The sequence below is a fragment of the Myroides sp. LJL116 genome (assembly GCF_054871685.1).
The window spans coordinates 80,543-100,436 of record NZ_JBTXLR010000004.1 but is presented as its reverse complement, the minus strand read 5'-3'; the positions used below and the strand labels follow the sequence as shown (position 1 = coordinate 100,436).

Below are 19,894 nucleotides of genomic sequence, written 5' to 3'. Positions count from 1 at the left end.
CTTACAAATAGCTTTATATTTGCACTCGCAATACAGCAATAAGCTGTCTTTGCAATGCCTTGGCGAGGTAGCTCAGTCGGTTAGAGCGCAGGATTCATAACCCTGAGGTCACGGGTTCAACTCCCGTCTTCGCTACGAGTAAAAAGACTTAAATCTTTTGATTTGAGTCTTTTTTTTTATACCTATAAAAGACCTAGGCAAAAATATTTTACCCTTTGCTGTAAAACTACTCTTTCTATCCTTCAAGAAGATCCTTCTATTTTTAAAAAAACACCTGCCGTAAGTCTCTCATAAAAAACCACTTACATAGATACATTGATTTTAATTGAAAAATACTCTAAAAAAGATTTGTAAACCTTACAAATAGCCCTATATTTGCACTCGCAATACAGCAATAAGCTGTCTTTGCAATGCCTTGGCGAGGTAGCTCAGTCGGTTAGAGCGCAGGATTCATAACCCTGAGGTCACGGGTTCAACTCCCGTCTTCGCTACAAGTAAAAAGACTTAAATCAAAAGATTTAGGTCTTTTTTTTTACTTCATTTTTCCATGTAAATAAGAAACTTATATCAAGTTTACACCTCTTAAAACTGTTTGATAAGCTTTCATCTTAGTAGTATAATTTGGAGTAAAGATACCTATGCTTCCTCCAAAAAAGTAGTTGACATTATTTTGATTCTATAGTAAAATATACTGTTGCAGCGTAGTTATCTACTGGTGTAGCAACAGAAATACCTTCTAGTTTAGTTCCTACGCTTACACCGCTAAACTTAATAGTTGGAAATAGCCCAACAGGTATGCTGTACTCTATGGTAAATAAAGTAGCTTCACCTACATTGGGGATTTCAATATAATTTTGGTTAGAATCATATTTAGCAGAACATACTAGACATAGACCAACAAACGTTGGCTTATTACCTCCTGTACGTTTAGCAAATAATTTAAAATTAGGATCCCAAGGCTCAGTATATTTATAAGACATTTTTATCTGTATAGCTTTCCCACTTAATAGTTGTAAAAGGCCACCTGGAACATCTCCTGAAAGTATAAAGTTTGAATTGGTAGACTCTATTTCTTTTGGATAGTCTGCCCCTGCTGTCACTATAGTAGGTATAGAAAAGCTCCAAGGAGATCCAGCTCCATTTATGATCTGACTATAAGTGAGCTCGGTAAATAAAAAAGTTAATAAACCACTTAAAGCTATTTTAAAAATTATATACTTCCTCATTATTTTAATTACTTATAGTATAGGTTACTGTAACTATTTCATTAGTGGATTTAACTAATTTAGAATAATCATTCACCTTCAATGAATAATCTAAACGATGGCCATTATTTACTTTTATTCCTGTAGAAGACCCACCTATTCCAGTGATTACAACAACAGGAGTTATTCCTATCGCCACATTAGACACAGGACTTCCTAAGGCACCTTTGGCACCTCCACTTGCCTTTTGAGCTTCCAAGATTATATCTACTCCAGGTATTAATCTATCCAATGATACGCTTATATTTTTTAACGGATCTTCTTTTGAAACTGCAATACTATAATTTATCCAAATACTTGAATCTACTGTACCAGAAACTATAGCATTTCCAGCTTCTAAAGCTGGATTAAAGCTTAATTTTATATTAGAATTTTCAGGTACTAAACCAAATAAGGTTACTCTATTCAGAGTAAAACTTAGGGGGTTTTGTGCAATATTTTGCCCCCAAATAACCATAGGGCTAAAAAAGAAAAAAATAACGCTAATATATTTCAAAGTGGATTTTGCCATGGTTTACTTTTTTCCTTTATTAAAACTTACTTTCATAGATTTTTGTAAATACTGTACCTTCTTTTTTATAGAGCGGACTCCTATTTCTACATCTAAAGTTTGGTTTGGTTCTAGAATAATACTTTGGTGATCCATATCTATATCCACTTTATTACTCATTGTATTTTTATAGACTTTTAAGTCCCATTCCCCTGGAAGAAGATAACTAAAGTCAAACCCATCCTCTAGAGAACATATTTTTCGAAAAGTATACTCTTTGTTTTTAAGTTCTACGATAAAACTTATATCTTGATTCAAAAGAGCTTTATCTTCTATACTAAAACTTCCCTTTACACTGGAAGCCTTAGTTATTTCAAAATTAATGAAATTTTCATTGGGATGTACATCAAGTCGCATTGGAAAAGGTATATTGGTGATATCATTGACTCCTAAGGACTCTTTATCTACTTGCAGAAAATAACTACTTGGAACTATATTTTTAAATTCAAAATTTCCATTAGCATCCACAATAGCAATATCTTGACCTAAGTACATCCTAATTCCTTCTACCTTACTTAAATCTTCATGACTCACGCTTCCTTTTAAAGTACCATAATCTACCACTTTCTTTATAGGAGCTAGTATATTTACACTATAACGTAAGGCCATATTCAACTCCCTGTCCATCAATTGCCCTTGCCCTATAGAGTATCTAGAAATCAACTCTAATTGAGAAATAGTATTTAATCTGTAATTAACCCCCAATTCCAAAAGGTTTCTATCTTGAAAATACTCCTCTATTATATGGTAGTTTTGGTAAAAAAATCTAGCATTCCACCTATTACTTAAAACTACATTTGCATTTGCTCCAATTACAAACTGAGCAGTCCTTGCCTGCAAGTATCGACTAGTCTCTCCATAGCTGGAAAATACATTAAAATAAGCCCCTTTGTATTGATAGCTAATATTGGTAGAGTAATTATAAGAATTTCCTTTTATTCCAAGTAAGTAGTTGGTAGTTTCTCCCCATCTCCCTTGCACTCCTATATTAAAAGCAAATAAGCGCCTTTGTATATCCAATTGTAAGAACCTTTCTTTATAATCAAATTGCTTAACCTGCATTCTATCTTCATAGATTTGTTCTCCCACATACAAAGTAACATTGGTATTTTGCTTATAGGTATAACGCAAAGATGCGTTGGTTATTTCTCTATAAGGAGCGGCGTAAAACAAAGTATCTTGCTTCTGATTTTTGGCATCCTTTTGATAATTTACATTGAATTGAAGCTTTGGTAGTATACGGTACGACAAATTAGAAACAAGAACAGAAGTATTGGTATAATACCCTGCATAATCTTTAGAAGCTTTTAAATAAGTGGTGGAAAAGTTCCATTTAGTAAATTGAGCCTGACCTTGTAAATAATAGGCCCAGCCTTTTAAAGAGGCTCTCTCACTAATAGAATACTCCCCTTGAAGATTAATATTTTTAGATAAATTACTTTTTGCTCTTAAGTAGTATAAATTACTAACGATGCCATCTTTATGCTCTAATTTTTGTAAGTATCCAAATCCAACCTCTTTAGAATTACTCCAATTATACTGCCCATATATATTCACCTCTTGTTTTATTCCAGTAAAATATCTTGGTTTATTGTAAAATCCCCTGACTAAAATCTTTTCGATAAATTTTTTCTCTACCTCAACTCCTGTTCCATAGCGGGCATATTCCGTTAAGATTGAAGAAGAGAAAGTTTTATCTCCTACATGGGCATAAAAATCATCTGTTTTATAGTTGGCATAATATTCTGGGTACTGCGAAAAAGAGGGTAGCCCAACAGCTTTTGGCCCAAGAGCCTTAATTTGTATTCTTCGTTTTTGCTGTGGATCTAAACTTCCTTCGATATAAAGCTCCCCTTGAAGAGCACTTTTAAATCTTCCTTGTTGCTCACTACTTAAAAAAGTGGTAGCTATTCGAATAGGTACACGGTGATAAGCATCCAGCTCACTAGGCATTAAAGGAATAACCTCTATTGAATTAGTTGCATATACTACCGGTAAGCTATCTTGAAGGCTTTTCGCGCCTAATCTTATCCAGCTTCTTGACACTTGTCCCTGTAAAGGATTAGTAAGTTGATAAGCAGATAACTCTACACTTTGTCCTGGTAAAACCTCTTGTATGCTATCTTGCTCTAAAAAGGCTCCATTGGATAGTTCAAGCTGTATTTGCTCCGTAATGTTTCCGTTGTTTTTTAAGAGATAACTGTTGCGTATCGTATCACCTGATTTCACGTAATTCTCTGAAGTAATTAATTGCAGAGCAATAGATGGTTTCTTCTTTACATTAACTAGAAATTCTTTCTGTAAAACAAGCTCTCCAATAGGAGATTTTAAAACAATCTCTATGGTATGTCCTTTAGCTTGTACTTGACTAGGAAGATATAGAGTCGTAATATAAAGTTGAGCCTGCCCACCTTTAATTTCCATTTGGGTAGATTTTGTAATAAGCCCCCATTCTTTTGGCAATACCAAAGAAGGAATTACACTATAAGGCATAGAAGTGCTGTTGGTGATTCTAAAGACCAACGTTTGCGCTTTCCCAGGTTCTAATAAAGTAGAATCATTTAATAATTCAACAGAAATTTCTTGTCCATAGAAAACCATGGGAATAAAGTAGAATAGTAATAATACTATTTTATTCATTGGCAGTATCGAGTTCTATATTTATCCCAAAAATTTCCTCATTATCTGTACTTGCTAAAACTACAGCGGAATAACTAGAGGCAGGGACACCACTTAACACAACGGAAGTACTCTTGGAGTTATCTGGCAATAACCCAATTTTTGATCCATAAAAAGTTCCTGCCGACTCCCCTGTTTTATTGTCAATTAATTCTACGGAAACCTCCACCGTATCAAACACATCTCCTGTATTTGCTAATGCTACTTGCAAAATACTATCTTGATTTTCTGGATCTTTTTGCAAAGAGAAGCCTTCAAATTCAAGGGTATTTTGTCCCATATTCTTACTATTATTTGTAATAATTTGAATACTATAACGCATAATACTTCTCACTTGAATACCACCTTGAACGGCTTCTGGTTCAATTTCCAAAGCTGGCTCTACCAAAATAGTACTCCAAGTACTTCCTGCTGGAATATTTGAAGGAACATTTATCTCATAAGCAACCTGTATAGTTGTCTGTGGCCCTATTGCAACTAAATCTGAACTAACTTTTACCCAAGGCATATTACTTCTAGGATTAGAACCAAAATCGGTATAAAAGGAAGTACCTTGAGAATTATAACTATAATCCTGTTGATAGATACGAACATTCTTAGTAGTAGAGGCTGTATTTTGTATCTCTATAACCCCTTTATAGGTAACCCCTTCTAGCACATTGAACTCATGAGAAAGACCATTGGTTACAATTATACTCGCTAGCATTGTGCTTGGCCCAAAAAACAACAGTAAAGCTAAAACGTAATAGACAAATTTATTCATTTATTGTACTTTAAATATATTCCAAAATAAAATAGTGCCTCCCTTATTAGTAAAGAAGACACTATTAAAGTTATTGTAATTTAAGAATTATTCCTCATTAATTGTGTAAGTAACAGTCACAGTTGACGCACTTTCTACTAATTGACTATAATTATCAGTATCATACTTTAGAGAATAAGTTAAGTTATGCCCATTACTAGGTCCATTCCCTGTATATGAAGCTCCTATTTCAGTAATTATATCACTAGAATCCATACCACCCAAAGTAATCGCTGTAGGAACAGCTGTACCTAATTTTCCTCCTCCAGCACCTTGTGCAGCCATCCCAGCTGAAACAGTTAAAATCATACCGGCACTTATATCTGTAGCAGATACAGTTATTGTAGCTTGTTTGTCAGCTGCAGTGGGAATGAAGGAATAGTTAAGCCATAGCTCCTTATCTTCCAGAGAATTCCCTAAAGCTTCTCCGGCTTCTGTAGGTGCAGTTAAAGCTAGTGTAATGCCTCCCCCTGTTTCGCCTTCAATATCTACTAAAGAAACAGAAGGGATACCTACTGAAATAGTATGACTAGCTGTCTTAGTATCTCCACCTTGAGCCATTAAACTATTTAAAGTTACTAAAGAAAAAAGAGCAATTAATAATCCGATTTTTTTCATATATATTATTCTAATAAAGTGAGTAGCAAAGATATAAAGAATATGCATCACAAAATACCATACATCTTGTTAAATTAATATAAAATCAGTTAATTTTTAAAGCAATAAATACACCTATACCTATTAAAAAACAATACGATTACTATATTCTTACTTTTTAGTAGTTTTAGGTATAAAATACATAAGCCAACCCCAGTAAAACAGGCCATTTTTCCCTAATCAGCTATTTCTAAAAAAATCTCCATCTATTGCATTAAACCTTAAGCTAATAGCTATTATTAGGCAATCTATTCTTACAAATACTTCCAGACTAATCTTTTTTATAAGAAAGAGGAGTATAAAACCTATTTTATTAAATCCGATAGAAGGTTGGTATATATAATTTAGAAAGCCGCACAGCTCTTTAAAACACAAAACACTTCCATAGTAAAGCAATACAGCAAAAGCAGCTACTGCAATTATAAAAACAAAAAGTATCTTACTTTGCGTTAACTTGGTTTTGAATAAACCATTTATATTTAATAACTTTAATACAACAAAAATCAAAACTAACCCAAAGGCATGTCTATACCATTTTTATCTTTAAGCTCCTCTATCGCACAAAATACTCCTTTAGGTAGTATAGAGTCTTTAGAAACTATTGTGCAATACTGCTTTTTAGTGGCTTTTTTAATTGTATTTATCCGCTTCATAAGAGATACAATGGTTCGTAAAATCCCCTTTAAAATCGCATTACAAAAAAGAACAGCTACTTTTATATCCATTCTTATTATGTATATCATTGTAGGGCTTTTAATGGCTTTAAACTAAAAAAGGTAGCTTACTATATTAGTAGGCTACCTTTTATATTATAATAGTATATATTCTATTTCTTATTGATCTAATTCTTGCTCTTCTTCCTCCTCTGGATAGAAGTCTAAGAACTCTACATCTTCACTCATTGTTTTATCTACAAAGTATTCAAGATTTTCTGTATCTGTTGTTGTAAAGTAAACACGTTGTGTTTTACCAATACTTTCTGATAAGCGGAACAAACGTGGCTCAAGACGATTTCTTAATTGAACATCTAAATCATCAATGATATACATCTTTAATCGATTTACATCAAAACCTGCTGAAGAGAACATTTCATTCAAACGGTTTGCTGTACCAATTAGGATATCATTACCTAAAGACAATTGGTTTTTATCTTCATCTAAATCCGAGTGATCATGCACACCATAAACAGAAACATCCATTCTATAGCTAAAACGCTCAAATTCGTCTAGTAAATGTTGTACCTCAGCTCTGTCTTTTACTACAATTAAAACACGAGTAGATAACATATCATGTACTGGCTCTTCGGTACATTGTAAAGCCGCAATAGCTAAAGCCATTGTTTTACCTTGGTCAGAAGGAGCATAAATAACAAAGTCTTGCCCACTTTTAATTCTACCAAAAGTTTTCTTTTGCATTAATGTTGGCTCAGTAAATCCTTGATTTGCTAAGTTTTCCATTAACTGCTGGTTTATTTTTTTTAATTTCATACTCTATTATTTTAAGCCATTTCTTTAGAAGCAAATACCTTTGCACTCTACTTACAAAATAAGGAATTAATCTTTTACAGATTCATGTATTTCCTTAGTGGCGTAACCATTTATACAATTGTTTCCAAGAAGGTTTCTTTCCATACATTAAGATTCCAATGCGGTAAATCTTTGCCGCCATCCAAACCACTAGTAAGAATGTACCAAACAAAATAGCTAAGGACAAAATTACTTGCCAAACAGGCACACCAAATGGTATACGCATTAGCATTACAATTGGTGAGGTAAAAGGAATCATTGAAAATATAGTAGCAACACTTCCATGAGGGTCATTCATTACGGTAAAAAAGCCGATATACACCCCAAGCATCAAAGGTAATAAAATAGGCAATAAAAATTGCTGAGAATCTGTTTCATTATCTACTGCCGCCCCAATTGCTGCATATAAAGAGCTATAAAGGAAGTAGCCTCCTATGAAATATAGTATAAAATAAAAGGCCAATGAGAATAAAGGCAGAGATAGTATTTCACTGATATAACTTTGCAATTCTAAGGCTAAAGCTGGGTTTACCCCTTGTCCTACATCTTGCAAATCCCCTATTGTTTGGGTAGACCCCATGGTATTGATTCCAAATAAAGCACTAGCTAAAAAAGTAAAACCAACAGCTAACACTCCCCATATAGCAAATTGTAATATACCCGCTAAAGAAGTACCTACAATTTTCCCCATCATCAATTGGAATGGTTTCACAGAAGAAATAATAATTTCTATAATACGATTGGTTTTCTCTTCAATAACCGAGCGCATTACCATATTTCCGTAAATGATAATAAACATCATGATAAAGTAGCCAAAAAGCCCACCTATAATCACTTTGATTTCATTTAAACCTTTAATGGTTTGCTCACCAGAGCTTTTTTGCAAAATCAGATTCACATCCGCCTTTGCAGCATCTATTTTCTGTATATCTAAACCGCTATTCTCTAAGTTAATATGGGTTATTTTGTTGTTTAAAAGTAACTCCACTTTACTTACAAAGCTTAAACTAGGGCTATCATTAGAAATATAGGCAATAGTATTTTGGTAATTAGCAATGGAATCTTGTAAAGGGATATATAAAAGACCATCGTACTTTTCTTGTTGTACATTTTCTTTTAAAATATCCACATCTATCAAGGACACATCAGAATAATTATATTCTTTATTACTTTCAAATTCCTCTATAAATATACCGCTTGGATCATAAATGGCAATTTGTTTGACATTTGCATTCATACTACTTAAATAAGCAATAAGACCCGAAAGCAAAATAAAAAATACAGGACCCAAAAAGGTCATCACGATAAAAGCTTTATTGCGCACCTTGGCAATAAATTCTCTTTTTATAATTAAGGATAAAACGCTCATAAACTATTTACTTACACTTTGGATAAAAATATCATTTACACTCGGTAATTGTTCTTGGAAGTGGGTTACTTGTCCATGCTCAAATAATAAAGCCAATAAATCATTAGGTAGTTTTCCTTTTAAATCTACTAATAACTGTAATTCTTGGTTTAATGTTTTAAAGCTAGTTGGTTCAATGTTGTACTCTTGACTTAAAGCAAGCATTACTTTTTGAACATCCTTGGTTAAAAGCCCTACTTGATAAAGGTTAGTTCTAAATTGCTTTTTCACCTCTACTAATTTCCCTTCTATTAGTTTATGACTATTGTTGATAAGTGCAATGTCATCACACATCTCCTCTACACTTTCCATACGGTGAGTAGAGAATATAATAGTAGTTCCTTTTTTCTTTAACTCAATAATTTCATCTTTAATAAGATTGGCATTCACTGGGTCAAAACCTGAAAAAGGCTCATCTAAAATAAGTAGTTTAGGATCGTGTAATACCGTTACTACGAACTGTATCTTTTGAGCCATCCCTTTAGATAACTCTTGTATTTTTTTATCCCACCAGTGTCCGATTTCCAATTTATCAAACCAATAGGTTAATTGCTTTTTAGCATCCTGTTTACTCATTCCCTTTAGTTGGGCTAAGTACATGGCCTGCTCCCCTACTTTCATACTCTTATATAACCCTCTTTCTTCAGGCATATAACCAATATCCTTAATATGAAAAGGACTAAGAGCTTGACCATCTAAAATAATCTGGCCACTATCGGGATATGTAATTTGATTTATAATACGAATAAGGGAAGTTTTCCCTGCACCATTAGGCCCTAGCAAACCATAAATGCTGCCTTTTGGAACAGTTAAGGATACATGATCTAAAGCTGTTTTATCGGCATATTTTTTAACAACGTCTTTTACTTCTAATATGGGTTGCATAAATAAATAACGAATTAATTTATTGATAAAGTTGAATAATTCTATCAAAAATAGAACATTTTTACAGCTTTCACAATAGCCATAAAAAAACCCAACCTTATTAAAAATAAGGTTGGGAAAAATTGCTATGAAAAAGAAAATCCACTGTTTAATAAGTGTAGGCCAAAAGTAGGACTAATTTTCCAATTAAGAAAACATTTCTTTTACTTTTTCAAAAAAAGATTTGTCACTTTTTGACGGAGCTGGTTTGAAGTTGGCATCCTCTAAATTCTTTTGGAAGAACTCACGTTGCTCTTTAGTTAACTTCTTAGGAGTCCATACATTAACATGTACTAAAAGATCTCCTGTTCCATATCCGTTTAGGCTTGGAATTCCTTTACCTTTAAGACGTAAAATTTTTCCAGATTGAATTCCTTCCTCTAATTTAATACGTACTTTTCCAGTAACTGTCTCTATCTCTTTAGATCCTCCTAAAGCTGCTTCAGCAAAACTAATATAAAGATCAAGGTGAATATTTTCTCCTTCTCTTTTTAGAGTATCATGGTCTAATTCTTCAATTACAACCAATAAATCTCCTGGTACACTGTTCTTACTTGGCGCTTCGTTACCTTTACCACTTACTTTTAATTGCATACCATCTGCTACACCTGCAGGGATTTTGATTGATACGGTTTCTTCTTGAAGAATCATACCTTCTTTATCAGCTCCTTGAGGTTTATGGTCGATTACAGAACCGCTTCCACCACATGTATCACATGTAGCAGCTGTTTGCATTCTACCAAGCATAGTATTCATTACTTTTACCACTTGTCCTGTACCATTACAAGTAGGACAAGTTTTATAGGTAACTCCTGGTGCTTGCACCTTGCGTTTTACCTTTATTTTTTTCTCAACTCCCGTTGCAATGTCTTCTAAAGTTAATTTTACTTTTATACGAAGACTAGTTCCTTTAACGGCTCTTTTTCCTTGGCTTTGTCCACCAAAACCACCGAAGCCTCCACCACCGAAAGCACTTCCGAAAATATCCCCAAATTGAGAGAATATATCGTCCATGTTCATGTGTCCGCCTTGTCCGCCGAATCCTCCAAAACCACCACTTCCATCGAAAGCAGCATGTCCGTATTGGTCGTACTTAGCTTTTTTATCTGCATCACTTAAAACCTCATAGGCTTCAGCTGCTTCTTTGAATTTTTCTTCTGCTTCTTTATCTCCTGGGTTCTTATCAGGGTGGAATTGAATTGCTTTTTTTCGATAAGCTTTTTTAATAGCTCCCGCATCAGCACTTTTATCAACACCAAGTATCTCGTAATAATCCTTTTTCATCTTGTAGATCTATTAATTTATTTTCTTCGAAAACTATTGTCCAATTACTACTTTAGGGAAACGAATAATCTTATCACCTAATTTGTATCCTCTTTCAATTACATCCACAACTTTTCCTTTTAACTCATCCCCTGCTGGAATTTGTGTAACTGCCTCAGCAATATCTACATTGAATACGTCTCCACTTTTAATTTCCACTTCTTCAAGACCTTTAGTAGATAAAGTATCTTTAAGTTTAGTAGAAATTAATTTAACACCAGTTAAATGCTCACTATCTCCTTCTTTTTCAAGCTCAACAATAGCACGATCGAAATCATCTAAAACTGGTAATAGGGTTTGAATAACATCTTGTCCTGCCGTTTTAAATAACTCAATACGCTCTTTTGAAGTTCTTCTTTTGAAGTTTTCAAACTCAGCAAACAAACGTAAGTATCTATCCTTTTCCTCTGTCAACTTCGCAGTTAATTGCTCTTCAGGAGTTAATTCTGTTTCTTGTGCAATTTCTGCTTCTTGTGTTGCAGTATTTTCCTCTTGAGGATTAACTTCTTGGTTATTCACTTCTTGATTATTCACCTCTTGAGAATTGTTCGTAGAAGCATCTTGCTCTGTGTGTATATCTTTTTTAGAATCCATATCTATAGAATAATTATTTTAAAAGTTTCATCACTTTGTTTAATAGCAAATCCTTTGCCAAGGTAGGTGCGCTGTCATAATGACACTTTAAAGTATCGGATTAATTCTAATTTTGGCATAAAAAAACAGACAAAACTGGTAATTACTTGTAATATATTTGCTCTAAAGCCATTTTTAAGTCAGGATACTTAAATTCAAATCCACTCTCTAAAACCTTTTGGCAACTTACCTTTTGGCCTTGTAAAACTAAAATGGACTTTTGTTTCAATAATAGCTTTATTGCAAATGCTGGTATTTTAAAAGGCAATAATGGCCTTTTTAGAACTTCTGCCAAAGTGCGAGTGAACTGCATATTTGTCACCACATTTGGAGACACTGCATTATACACTCCCTGGCAATTGTGCTCAAGTACAAAAATAAACAGACGAATTAAATCTTGGTGATGTATCCAACTATACTCTTGGTTACCACTACCTAGAATTGCACCTGCGCCCATTTTGATTGGCTGGGCCATCTTGGGCAGAGCCCCACCCTTTTTATCTAGAAAAAGTCCTATTCGCAAAATAGTTACTATCCTATTATCCTTTTGAAATTTCCAATTTTGCTCTTCCCATTTTTGAACAACCTCAGCTAGAAAATCTTGGCCATAGATTTGGGTTACCTCCGTTTGCCAATCTTTAGTATCTGGATATATTCCAATGGCAGAAGCACAAATAACTTGCCTTACCTTATTGGGTACACTATCCAAGGTCTTTTGTAAGAACTCACCGGGAATCACCCTAGAGTCCATAATATGTTTCTTTCCTCTTTTAGACCAGGGACCTGCAATATTACTACCACTAAGATGGATTATTACTTCTACTTGATCTAAAGCCTTCAGGTCAATTTCACCCTTATATGGATTCCAAAGGTATCCTATGGCATCGGTAAAAACCCCACTAACTTTATTGGCATCGGTGGTTAGATAATTAACCTTATAATCCAAGTCTAATAAACTCTGTACTAAAGCCTTGCCAATTAAACCAGTAGCTCCAGTAATTAAAACCATCATATTCTCTTTGGTTTTACTTTAACGGTCCATTCAAATTCCATTTGACTAACCTGTTCCCCACTTTGATCTCTACCTATACTTTGCATCCAAAAGGTTACTGCCTCTTGGCTTTCTATAGCTTGTTTAATAGCCTTATCTACTTTTAAGCCATCGTTGCACTTAAAGGTAATTACACCTACAGCCTTTTTGGTAAAGGAACTTTTATTACTTAAAACCAACATAGATATTTTATGATCACTTTGTTGGATCTTTTGCATAACTAAAACTCCAGTAGACAATTCTGCTGCCATGGCTTGTACCGCAAAATACATGGATTTAAAGGGATTTTGATTAAACCATTTAAAGCGAACACTAGTAGTGGCATTTTCATTAGATAGAAAACGAAGTCGTACCCCAGACCAATAAGCCGATGGTAACTTGAAAAATAAAAAACGATTAACATTTGGGACAGTAAAGTTCATAATACGAGTATTTTTACTAAATATACAATAAAAATCAAAGATAGCATACCAATCTATATTGGTTAAAATTATGTTAATATTGAGTACTATGCAATACAAAGTACCTTCTTTTAGCTATATATTTGCATTACACAATAAATCTAGTACAAATGAATATTGAAAACACTAAGGCTCAGATGAGAAAGGGCATATTAGAGTTCTGTATCTTAAGTATTTTACAGGATAAAGATTGCTATACCTCAGAGATTCTCGATGAATTAAAAGCCGTAAAACTCGTGGTAGTAGAAGGAACTGTTTATCCTCTATTAACTAGATTAAAAAACGATGATTACTTATCGTATAGATGGGAAGAATCTATTTCAGGACCACCGCGTAAGTATTATAAATTAACGCAAAGAGGAGAATTATTCTTAGGTGAATTAGCTAAGACCTGGAATGAATTATCCATGGCAGTTGAAAAAATAACCTCTAAAACTAATTCCAATGAATAAAACGCTAACCATAAATATTGCAGGAAGTGTATTTCATATAGAAGAAAACGCTTATATAAAGTTAGATGATTATCTAAAAGCAATAAAATCCACTTTTCCTTTAGAAGAAAGAGATGAGATTATACACGATATTGAAATTAGGGTGGCTGAATTATTTTTTGATTTTCTAACCCCTAGCAATCAAGTTATTACTTTAAAAGAAGTAGAAAAGGTTATTCAAATAATGGGAAATCCTGGAGATTACTCCTTAGAAGATGAACCAAAGGAACAATCTCAGGATTATACCTATACTGCACCTAGAAGACTATATAGAGATACTCAAAACAAAGTATTTGGTGGGGTACTAAGTGGACTTGGACATTATTTCCAAATTGATCCAGTATGGCTGCGTATTATATTTGTGGTGCTAGTTTTATTTTTTGGAACTGGTGTTCTTTTGTATTTCATCTTGTGGATTATTATTCCACCAGCTAGAACTACAGCTCAAATTCTACAAATGGAAGGTCAACCCATCAATATTGACACTATACAAAACAGTGTGAAGAAAAACATGGATGAATTCCAAAAAAAAATGGATTCTTTAGATATGGACCCTATAAAAGAAAGAGTTAGAGGAGTTGGAGAAAGTTCGGGTAAGTGGTTAAGTAAATTTTTTGGTATTGTTTTTATTATAATCAGTACTTTAATGTTTATCCCAATCCTTTTAGTTCTATCCCTAGCCCTTTTACAAGATGATTTTATTCCTAGTCAAATTCTATCTCAAAAACTTGGCTTGATGCCTGAATCTATGCATCAACTTACTCTTGGGGTCTTCTTTTTCTTTGCTTTACCAATTATTGGATTGTTTATCTTAGGTCTTCGACTAATATATAGTAATTTAAAATATGTAGGTTGGACTATACTTTTATTATTCCTATTATGGATAGGTAGTATTTTTTACTTTTCTCTTCCCCTTGCAGCCAATATCACTAATTTCACAATAAATAGTAAAAGCTATAGGATTAATAATATGCAAGTTGGCTATGGCTATAGAATAACAACAAATCAGGAGCAAAAAAGTAATTTCTACACCCAAGAATTACCAAACACAGACCATGTTATAATTGGCTTTAAGAGTCCTTCTTTTTTAGAAGATTCTACTTCCATAGAACAAAATCCATTGCAAAGTTTTACTATTTCCATTAGTCCAACTATGCAAGACCAAATCTATATCAAAGCAATTGTGAAGCAAAAAAGAGATGCCTTCAAAAGCTCACTTTGGCAAAAAGACTGGAAAGTAATCAAGCAAAATGGAGATACCTTATTTTTAGCAGCATCGGCCTTCAAGGATATTCTACCCACAGTAGATCGAGAGGATATCATCTTAGATTATACCCTTTACCTACCACAGGACAAAACGGTGCAGATGACACAAGAACTTTCTAATGCCCTTGGATTGCCTGATGCCAAAATAGGTAAGAGATATACCTTAAATAAAGACAATGAACTTATTGCTATTAACTAAGTAAAAAGCAAGTCAATTAAAAAAGCCGCTTTACTTTCCCATTAAGGAATTAGTAAAGCGGCTTTTAATTTGTTTTATTTCTTAAATTATTGTGCTCCTGCTTGGTTTTGAGCATCTTGAATCATTTGTTGGTTTGCGCGAATAGCAAACTCTACTCTTCTGTTTTTTGCACGTCCAGCCTCTGTATCATTTGATGCAATCGGATCAGCAATACCAAGACCATCCGTAGTCATACGGTTAGCTGCAACCCCTTGTTGAACTAAATATTGTTTCACAGAAGCAGCCCTTTGTTTAGATAGACTTAAGTTATATTCCTCTCTACCTGTATTGTCTGTATAACCATAGATACTTATATCTGTATTAGGTTCTTGTTTGAATACAGCAGCTAGCTTATCTAAGTTCTCTTTGGCCTTTGGAGTTAAAGAGGACTTATTTAAATCAAAGTTCACAGAGTTTTCCCCTAAAACTAATTTGATTCCCTCTCCAACACGTTCCACTTGAGCCCCTGGAATGGTTTGCTCGATTTCACGAGCTTGTTTATCCATTTTATTACCGATAATTCCACCAGCAGTTCCACCGACTACTCCACCAAGAATAGCTCCTAAGGCTCCATTCCCACCCTTGCCAAGGTTGTTTCCTAGAATCCCTCCTATAATTGCTCCTCCGGCTGCTCCAATTGCAGCACCACGTTGGGTTTTATTTGTATTTTTAACAGACTCACAACCTGTAAAACTAACACTTGTTACCATTAAAGTTGAAGCCAATACTACTGTCGCTAATTTTCTCATCTTTACTATTTAATATAGATTAATTTCTAACAAAGTGATAGGTTACATTATAACTTTGTCCGCCTGAATAAAATTGGTCTACTAAATCAAAACTAGAACCTGTTTGATTAGTTAGTTGTAAGGAATAACCTGTAGTAACATTTTTTGCTTTTTCCCCTTGGTCTACAAATTTAAATTCGAACAGACCATTTGGAGTAATGCTCCACATAAAGTTACTATCAAAATTAGGACAGTCCCCACCCTGATTTAAAGCTAAAGAACCAGTATTATTGTTTGAAACAAACTTCCACTGACTACCTTGAAAACAACTTGCATCTGCTATATTGAAAGAATTTACCTTTACAAATTCCCCTCCTATATGAGATACTTTAGTTAAAGTCCAACTTCCCTTTAACCCTACCTGGCTTTTTGTATCCATAGTAGGCTTACAAGAGACTACAAATAGTGCAATTGCACCAAAATAAAATAATTTTTTCATCCGCTTATTTTTTAAATATGTAATAATTTCCGAATTATGTAACCTTGCTTACTAAAACTATGCCAAAATGACAGCCAAAATTGATTCGGCACCTTTTTTGACCTCATTACTGTAAATTTAGTAAATTAATTGTCAAATAAATAAAATCATTCTTATGACATCTGGAAAAATTAACGTTACGGTGGAAAATATCTTTCCATTAATCAAAAAGTTCTTATATAGCGACCATGAAATTTTCTTAAGAGAATTAATTTCCAACGCAACGGATGCGACTTTGAAATTAAAACATCTAACTAGTATTGGAGAAACAGACACACAGTACGGTGATCCAATTATCGAAGTTAAAATAGATAAAGAAAATAAAACTCTTACCATAAAAGACCAAGGTCTTGGAATGACAAAAGAGGAAGTTGAAAAATATATCAACCAAGTTGCTTTCTCAGGAGCTGAAGAGTTCTTAGAAAAATACAAAGACAGCGCAAAAGACACTGGAATCATTGGTCACTTTGGTTTAGGTTTCTATTCTGCTTTTATGGTTGCTGATAAAGTAGAAATATTCACAAAATCTTTCAAAGATGAGCCTGCTGCACATTGGACATGTGATGGAAGCCCAACTTATACTTTAGAAGAGTGTGATAAAACAGATAGAGGTACAGAAATTGTATTGCATATAGCGGAAGATTCTTTAGAATTCTTAGAGGATGCTAAGATCGAAGAGTTATTAGTGAAATACAATAAGTTTATGCCTGTGCCAATTAAATTTGGTACTATTACTGAAAAAGAAGGAGATGTTGAAATCATAAAAGACAACATCATCAATAACCCACACCCAGCTTGGACAAAACAGCCTTCTGAATTAACAGATGCTGATTATACAGCGTTTTATAAAGAGTTATACCCAACTCAATTCGAAGATCCGTTATTCCATATTCACTTAAATGTGGACTATCCTTTTAACTTAACTGGTATTTTATACTTCCCTAAGTTAAATGCAGATATGCAAATGCAAAAGGACAAAATCCAACTTTACCAAAACCAAGTATTCGTTACAGATAACGTAGAGGGGATTGTACCGGATTTCTTAACGATGTTAAAAGGAGTAATTGATTCTCCAGATATTCCTTTAAACGTTTCTAGATCTTACCTACAAGCTGACGGTAATGTGAAAAAAATATCTAGCTATATTACTCGTAAAGTAGCTGATAAATTAAAATCATTATTTACTGAAAACAGAGAAGATTTCGAGAAAAAATGGAACGACATCAAAGTTGTTTTAGAGTATGGAGTACTTTCAGAAGATAAATTCTACGATAGAGCAAAAGGCTTTATGTTGTACCCAACTGTAGAGGATACTTACTTCACAATTGAAGAGTTAAAAGAAAAAATTAAAGATAACCAAACCGATAAAGATGGTAAATTAGTTATCTTATATGCTTCTAACAAAGAAACACAACACAGCTATATTTCAGCTGCTCAAAACAAAGGTTACCAAGTTTTATTACTTGATTCACCAATTGTTTCTCACTTAATCCAAAAATTGGAAAGCGAGAACCAAGATCTAACTTTTACTCGTGTAGATTCTGATCACATTAGTAACTTAATTAAAAAGGACGAGCAAGAAATCTCAAGATTATCTCAAGATGAGCAAGATTCATTAAAGAATATTGTAGAGGCAATTGTTCCTAAAGAAAGATATACAGTAAAATTAGAGTCTTTAGATAGCCAAGATGAGCCGTTTATTATCACTCAACCAGAGTTCATGCGTCGTATGAAAGAAATGAGCCAAAATGGTGGCGGTGGTATGTTTGGTATGGGGAACTTCCCTGAAATTTACAACATCAGTGTAAATACCAACTCGGACTTAGCTAGTGCTATTATCAATAATACAGATGAAGCTGCTAGAACAGTTCAAATCAACCAAGCTTTAGATCTTGCTAAATTATCTCAAGGTCTATTAAAAGGAGAAGAATTAACTGCTTTTATTAAAAGAAACTTCAACAACTTAAAATAGTCTCTATTTTAAGTAAAATACCTAGCCTGCAATGTTTTGCAGGCTTTTTTTATTTTCCTGTTTTTTTTATCTACCTTAGATAAGCTCAAAAAAAGACACTTTCCCCCTACTTTGCACAAAGGAGTGTATTATTTAAATTAAATTATTTTCAAAAAGACATTTGTCCTTCTTAAATAGCGGTGCAAAGGATAATTTTGCGGCACTTTATAAGACTTAAATATGGATCAAAAAAATACAATAAAGGGCGTTTTTCTAGTTGCACTAGGAGCATCTAGCTTTGGAATGTTAGGTTCTTTTGTGAAACTTGCCTATGAACATGGTTATACTACTCCTGAAGTAACTTTATCCCAAGTTTTACTGGGATTACTTGGAGTGTTTTTGATTAACTTTTTTAGAAAAAAAGCTACTGCGGAAAAAAAAGCTACTTCTAAAGAAATTAGAAATTTAATACTTGGAGGAACTTCTATGGGGTTTACCTCGGTTTTATACTACTTATCGGTTAGTTATATCAATGCTTCTATTGCTGTGGTTTTACTAATGCAAAGTGTTTGGATTGGTGTTGTTATGGAAAGTATTCTAACTAAACGATTTCCAAGTCTAACCAAAATAATAGCTGTTTTTATGGTTTTATTTGGCACAGTCTTAGCCACTAATGTAATGCAGAGCCATATTGAACTAGATGTAAGAGGAGTCATTTTTGGACTTTTAGCTGCTTTATCTTTTGCTACAACAATGCTTTGTTCGAATTTAATTGCCAATGAGTTAGCTGCTCCTAAAAGGAGTTTGTTTATGCTTTGCGGGGCTACTATTATCGTTTCATTGTTCGCATTTATAACTCAAATAGGACCTAATAACTTTTCTTTTATGCAAGATTTTTATGGTTATTTCTCCGACAATACTACTTCGATTCACGATTTCAATTGGTCTATCTTTTATTCTTGGGGAATTTTGTTGGCTTTATTTGGAACTATACTACCACCTATATTTTTAAACATGGGATTTCCTTATACAGGAGTAGGTCTTGGAAGTATTATTTCTTCTTTAGAATTACCCGTATCGGTAAGTGTAGCTTACTTTGTACTACAAGAACAAGTGATTTGGCTGCAATGGGTAGGAATACTGTTAATTCTAGCTGCTATCTTTTTAATGAACTCTTCTATTTTACTAGGTTCAAAAAAAGTGCAGTAACTAAAATAATAAAGGAAAGATGGCTTTACAACCTTGGTCTTTCCTTTTTGAAATTACTTACTTATTTTTCAAAGAGCTCCTTTTTTAAAAAAGGAGCTTTTTTTATATATAATCCTCTCATGGTTTTCAGTGATTCACCCTTAATAAAATGTTAATTTAAAAATTAACCAAGTCTATTGGTGCTAATTTAGCTG

At 33.6% G+C, this 19,894-nt stretch carries 19 protein-coding genes and 2 tRNA genes; 7 read left to right on the top strand and 14 right to left on the bottom strand.

All coding sequences use genetic code 11. The features are described from left to right. Nucleotides 1–61 precede the first annotated feature (61 nt). Both ACYSNM_RS05030 and ACYSNM_RS05025 read left to right on the top strand, forming a co-directional pair. A tRNA-Met gene (locus tag ACYSNM_RS05030) sits at nt 62–135 on the top strand. Between the two features lie 282 nt (nt 136–417). Next, nucleotides 418–491, top strand: a tRNA-Met gene (locus ACYSNM_RS05025). A 174-nt stretch (nt 492–665) separates the two neighbouring features. Here ACYSNM_RS05025 and ACYSNM_RS05020 read toward each other — a convergent pair. From ACYSNM_RS05020 to ACYSNM_RS05000, 5 genes are all read right to left on the bottom strand, one after another. Then, entirely contained in the window at nt 666–1,226 is a 561-nt protein-coding gene (locus ACYSNM_RS05020) for a hypothetical protein (protein ID WP_461755892.1), read from the bottom strand. Nucleotides 1,227–1,230: 4 nt separating this feature from the next. After that, the gene (locus ACYSNM_RS05015) at nt 1,231–1,776 is read right to left on the bottom strand and encodes a hypothetical protein (RefSeq protein ID WP_461755891.1); all 546 of its coding nucleotides are present in this window, start codon (nt 1,774–1,776) and stop codon (nt 1,231–1,233) included. A 3-nt stretch (nt 1,777–1,779) separates the two neighbouring features. Continuing rightward, the gene (locus tag ACYSNM_RS05010) at nt 1,780–4,455 is read right to left on the bottom strand and encodes a COG1470 family protein (RefSeq protein ID WP_461755890.1); all 2,676 of its coding nucleotides are present in this window, start codon (nt 4,453–4,455) and stop codon (nt 1,780–1,782) included. Beyond that, a complete protein-coding gene (locus ACYSNM_RS05005; RefSeq protein WP_461755889.1) occupies nt 4,448–5,257 on the bottom strand; it encodes a hypothetical protein in 810 nt (269 codons plus the stop codon). Before ACYSNM_RS05005 ends, ACYSNM_RS05010 begins: the two co-directional genes overlap by 8 nt. An 87-nt stretch (nt 5,258–5,344) precedes the next feature. Continuing rightward, nucleotides 5,345–5,914 carry a hypothetical protein gene (locus tag ACYSNM_RS05000; protein WP_461755888.1) on the bottom strand — a complete coding sequence of 190 codons (570 nt, stop codon included), beginning with the start codon at nt 5,912–5,914 and terminating at the stop codon, nt 5,345–5,347. Nucleotides 5,915–6,475: 561 nt separating this feature from the next. Between ACYSNM_RS05000 and ACYSNM_RS04995 the strand changes: the two genes are divergently transcribed. Continuing rightward, nucleotides 6,476–6,724, top strand: coding sequence for a hypothetical protein (locus ACYSNM_RS04995; protein ID WP_461755887.1), 249 nt, complete (start codon nt 6,476–6,478; stop codon nt 6,722–6,724). Nucleotides 6,725–6,786: 62 nt separating this feature from the next. Here the strand turns inward: ACYSNM_RS04995 and ACYSNM_RS04990 are convergent, their stop codons facing one another. The 7 genes from ACYSNM_RS04990 to ACYSNM_RS04960 form a co-directional block, all read right to left on the bottom strand. Then, nucleotides 6,787–7,440, bottom strand: a complete 654-nt coding sequence (locus tag ACYSNM_RS04990) for a DEAD/DEAH box helicase (protein ID WP_461755886.1) — start codon at nt 7,438–7,440, stop codon at nt 6,787–6,789. Nucleotides 7,441–7,534: 94 nt separating this feature from the next. Continuing rightward, nucleotides 7,535–8,848 carry an ABC transporter permease gene (locus tag ACYSNM_RS04985; RefSeq protein WP_461755885.1) on the bottom strand — a complete coding sequence of 438 codons (1,314 nt, stop codon included), beginning with the start codon at nt 8,846–8,848 and terminating at the stop codon, nt 7,535–7,537. 3 nt (nt 8,849–8,851) lie between these two features. After that, nucleotides 8,852–9,772, bottom strand: coding sequence for an ABC transporter ATP-binding protein (locus tag ACYSNM_RS04980; protein WP_461755986.1), 921 nt, complete (start codon nt 9,770–9,772; stop codon nt 8,852–8,854). Between the two features lie 186 nt (nt 9,773–9,958). After that, nucleotides 9,959–11,095, bottom strand: a complete 1,137-nt coding sequence (gene dnaJ / locus ACYSNM_RS04975) for a molecular chaperone DnaJ (RefSeq protein WP_461755884.1) — start codon at nt 11,093–11,095, stop codon at nt 9,959–9,961. A 33-nt stretch (nt 11,096–11,128) separates the two neighbouring features. Continuing rightward, entirely contained in the window at nt 11,129–11,728 is a 600-nt protein-coding gene (locus tag ACYSNM_RS04970; protein WP_461755883.1) for a nucleotide exchange factor GrpE, read from the bottom strand. A gap of 142 nt (nt 11,729–11,870) precedes the next feature. Beyond that, nucleotides 11,871–12,779, bottom strand: coding sequence for a TIGR01777 family oxidoreductase (locus ACYSNM_RS04965; RefSeq protein ID WP_461755882.1), 909 nt, complete (start codon nt 12,777–12,779; stop codon nt 11,871–11,873). After that, nucleotides 12,776–13,240, bottom strand: a complete 465-nt coding sequence (locus ACYSNM_RS04960) for a DUF4442 domain-containing protein (RefSeq protein WP_461755881.1) — start codon at nt 13,238–13,240, stop codon at nt 12,776–12,778. Before ACYSNM_RS04960 ends, ACYSNM_RS04965 begins: the two co-directional genes overlap by 4 nt. A gap of 149 nt (nt 13,241–13,389) precedes the next feature. Here ACYSNM_RS04960 and ACYSNM_RS04955 point away from each other — a divergent pair, with 149 nt between their 5' ends. Then, the gene (locus ACYSNM_RS04955) at nt 13,390–13,731 is read left to right on the top strand and encodes a PadR family transcriptional regulator (protein WP_461753534.1); all 342 of its coding nucleotides are present in this window, start codon (nt 13,390–13,392) and stop codon (nt 13,729–13,731) included. Then, nucleotides 13,724–15,235: a PspC domain-containing protein gene (locus tag ACYSNM_RS04950; protein ID WP_461755880.1), complete on the top strand. Its 1,512-nt coding sequence runs from the start codon at nt 13,724–13,726 to the stop codon at nt 15,233–15,235. The genes ACYSNM_RS04955 and ACYSNM_RS04950 overlap by 8 nt, the downstream gene beginning before the upstream one ends. Before the next feature lie 86 nt (nt 15,236–15,321). On the opposite strand, the gene ACYSNM_RS04945 is transcribed toward ACYSNM_RS04950, so the two are convergent. Then, nucleotides 15,322–16,023, bottom strand: a complete 702-nt coding sequence (locus tag ACYSNM_RS04945) for an OmpA family protein (RefSeq protein WP_461755879.1) — start codon at nt 16,021–16,023, stop codon at nt 15,322–15,324. Nucleotides 16,024–16,042: 19 nt separating this feature from the next. Next, nucleotides 16,043–16,501: a lipocalin family protein gene (locus ACYSNM_RS04940; RefSeq protein ID WP_461753531.1), complete on the bottom strand. Its 459-nt coding sequence runs from the start codon at nt 16,499–16,501 to the stop codon at nt 16,043–16,045. A 154-nt stretch (nt 16,502–16,655) separates the two neighbouring features. Between ACYSNM_RS04940 and htpG the strand changes: the two genes are divergently transcribed. Both htpG and ACYSNM_RS04930 read left to right on the top strand, forming a co-directional pair. After that, nucleotides 16,656–18,512: a molecular chaperone HtpG gene (gene htpG, locus ACYSNM_RS04935; RefSeq protein WP_461755878.1), complete on the top strand. Its 1,857-nt coding sequence runs from the start codon at nt 16,656–16,658 to the stop codon at nt 18,510–18,512. Nucleotides 18,513–18,731: 219 nt separating this feature from the next. Next, nucleotides 18,732–19,700, top strand: coding sequence for an EamA family transporter (locus tag ACYSNM_RS04930; protein WP_461755877.1), 969 nt, complete (start codon nt 18,732–18,734; stop codon nt 19,698–19,700). Nucleotides 19,701–19,894: the final 194 nt, after the last annotated feature.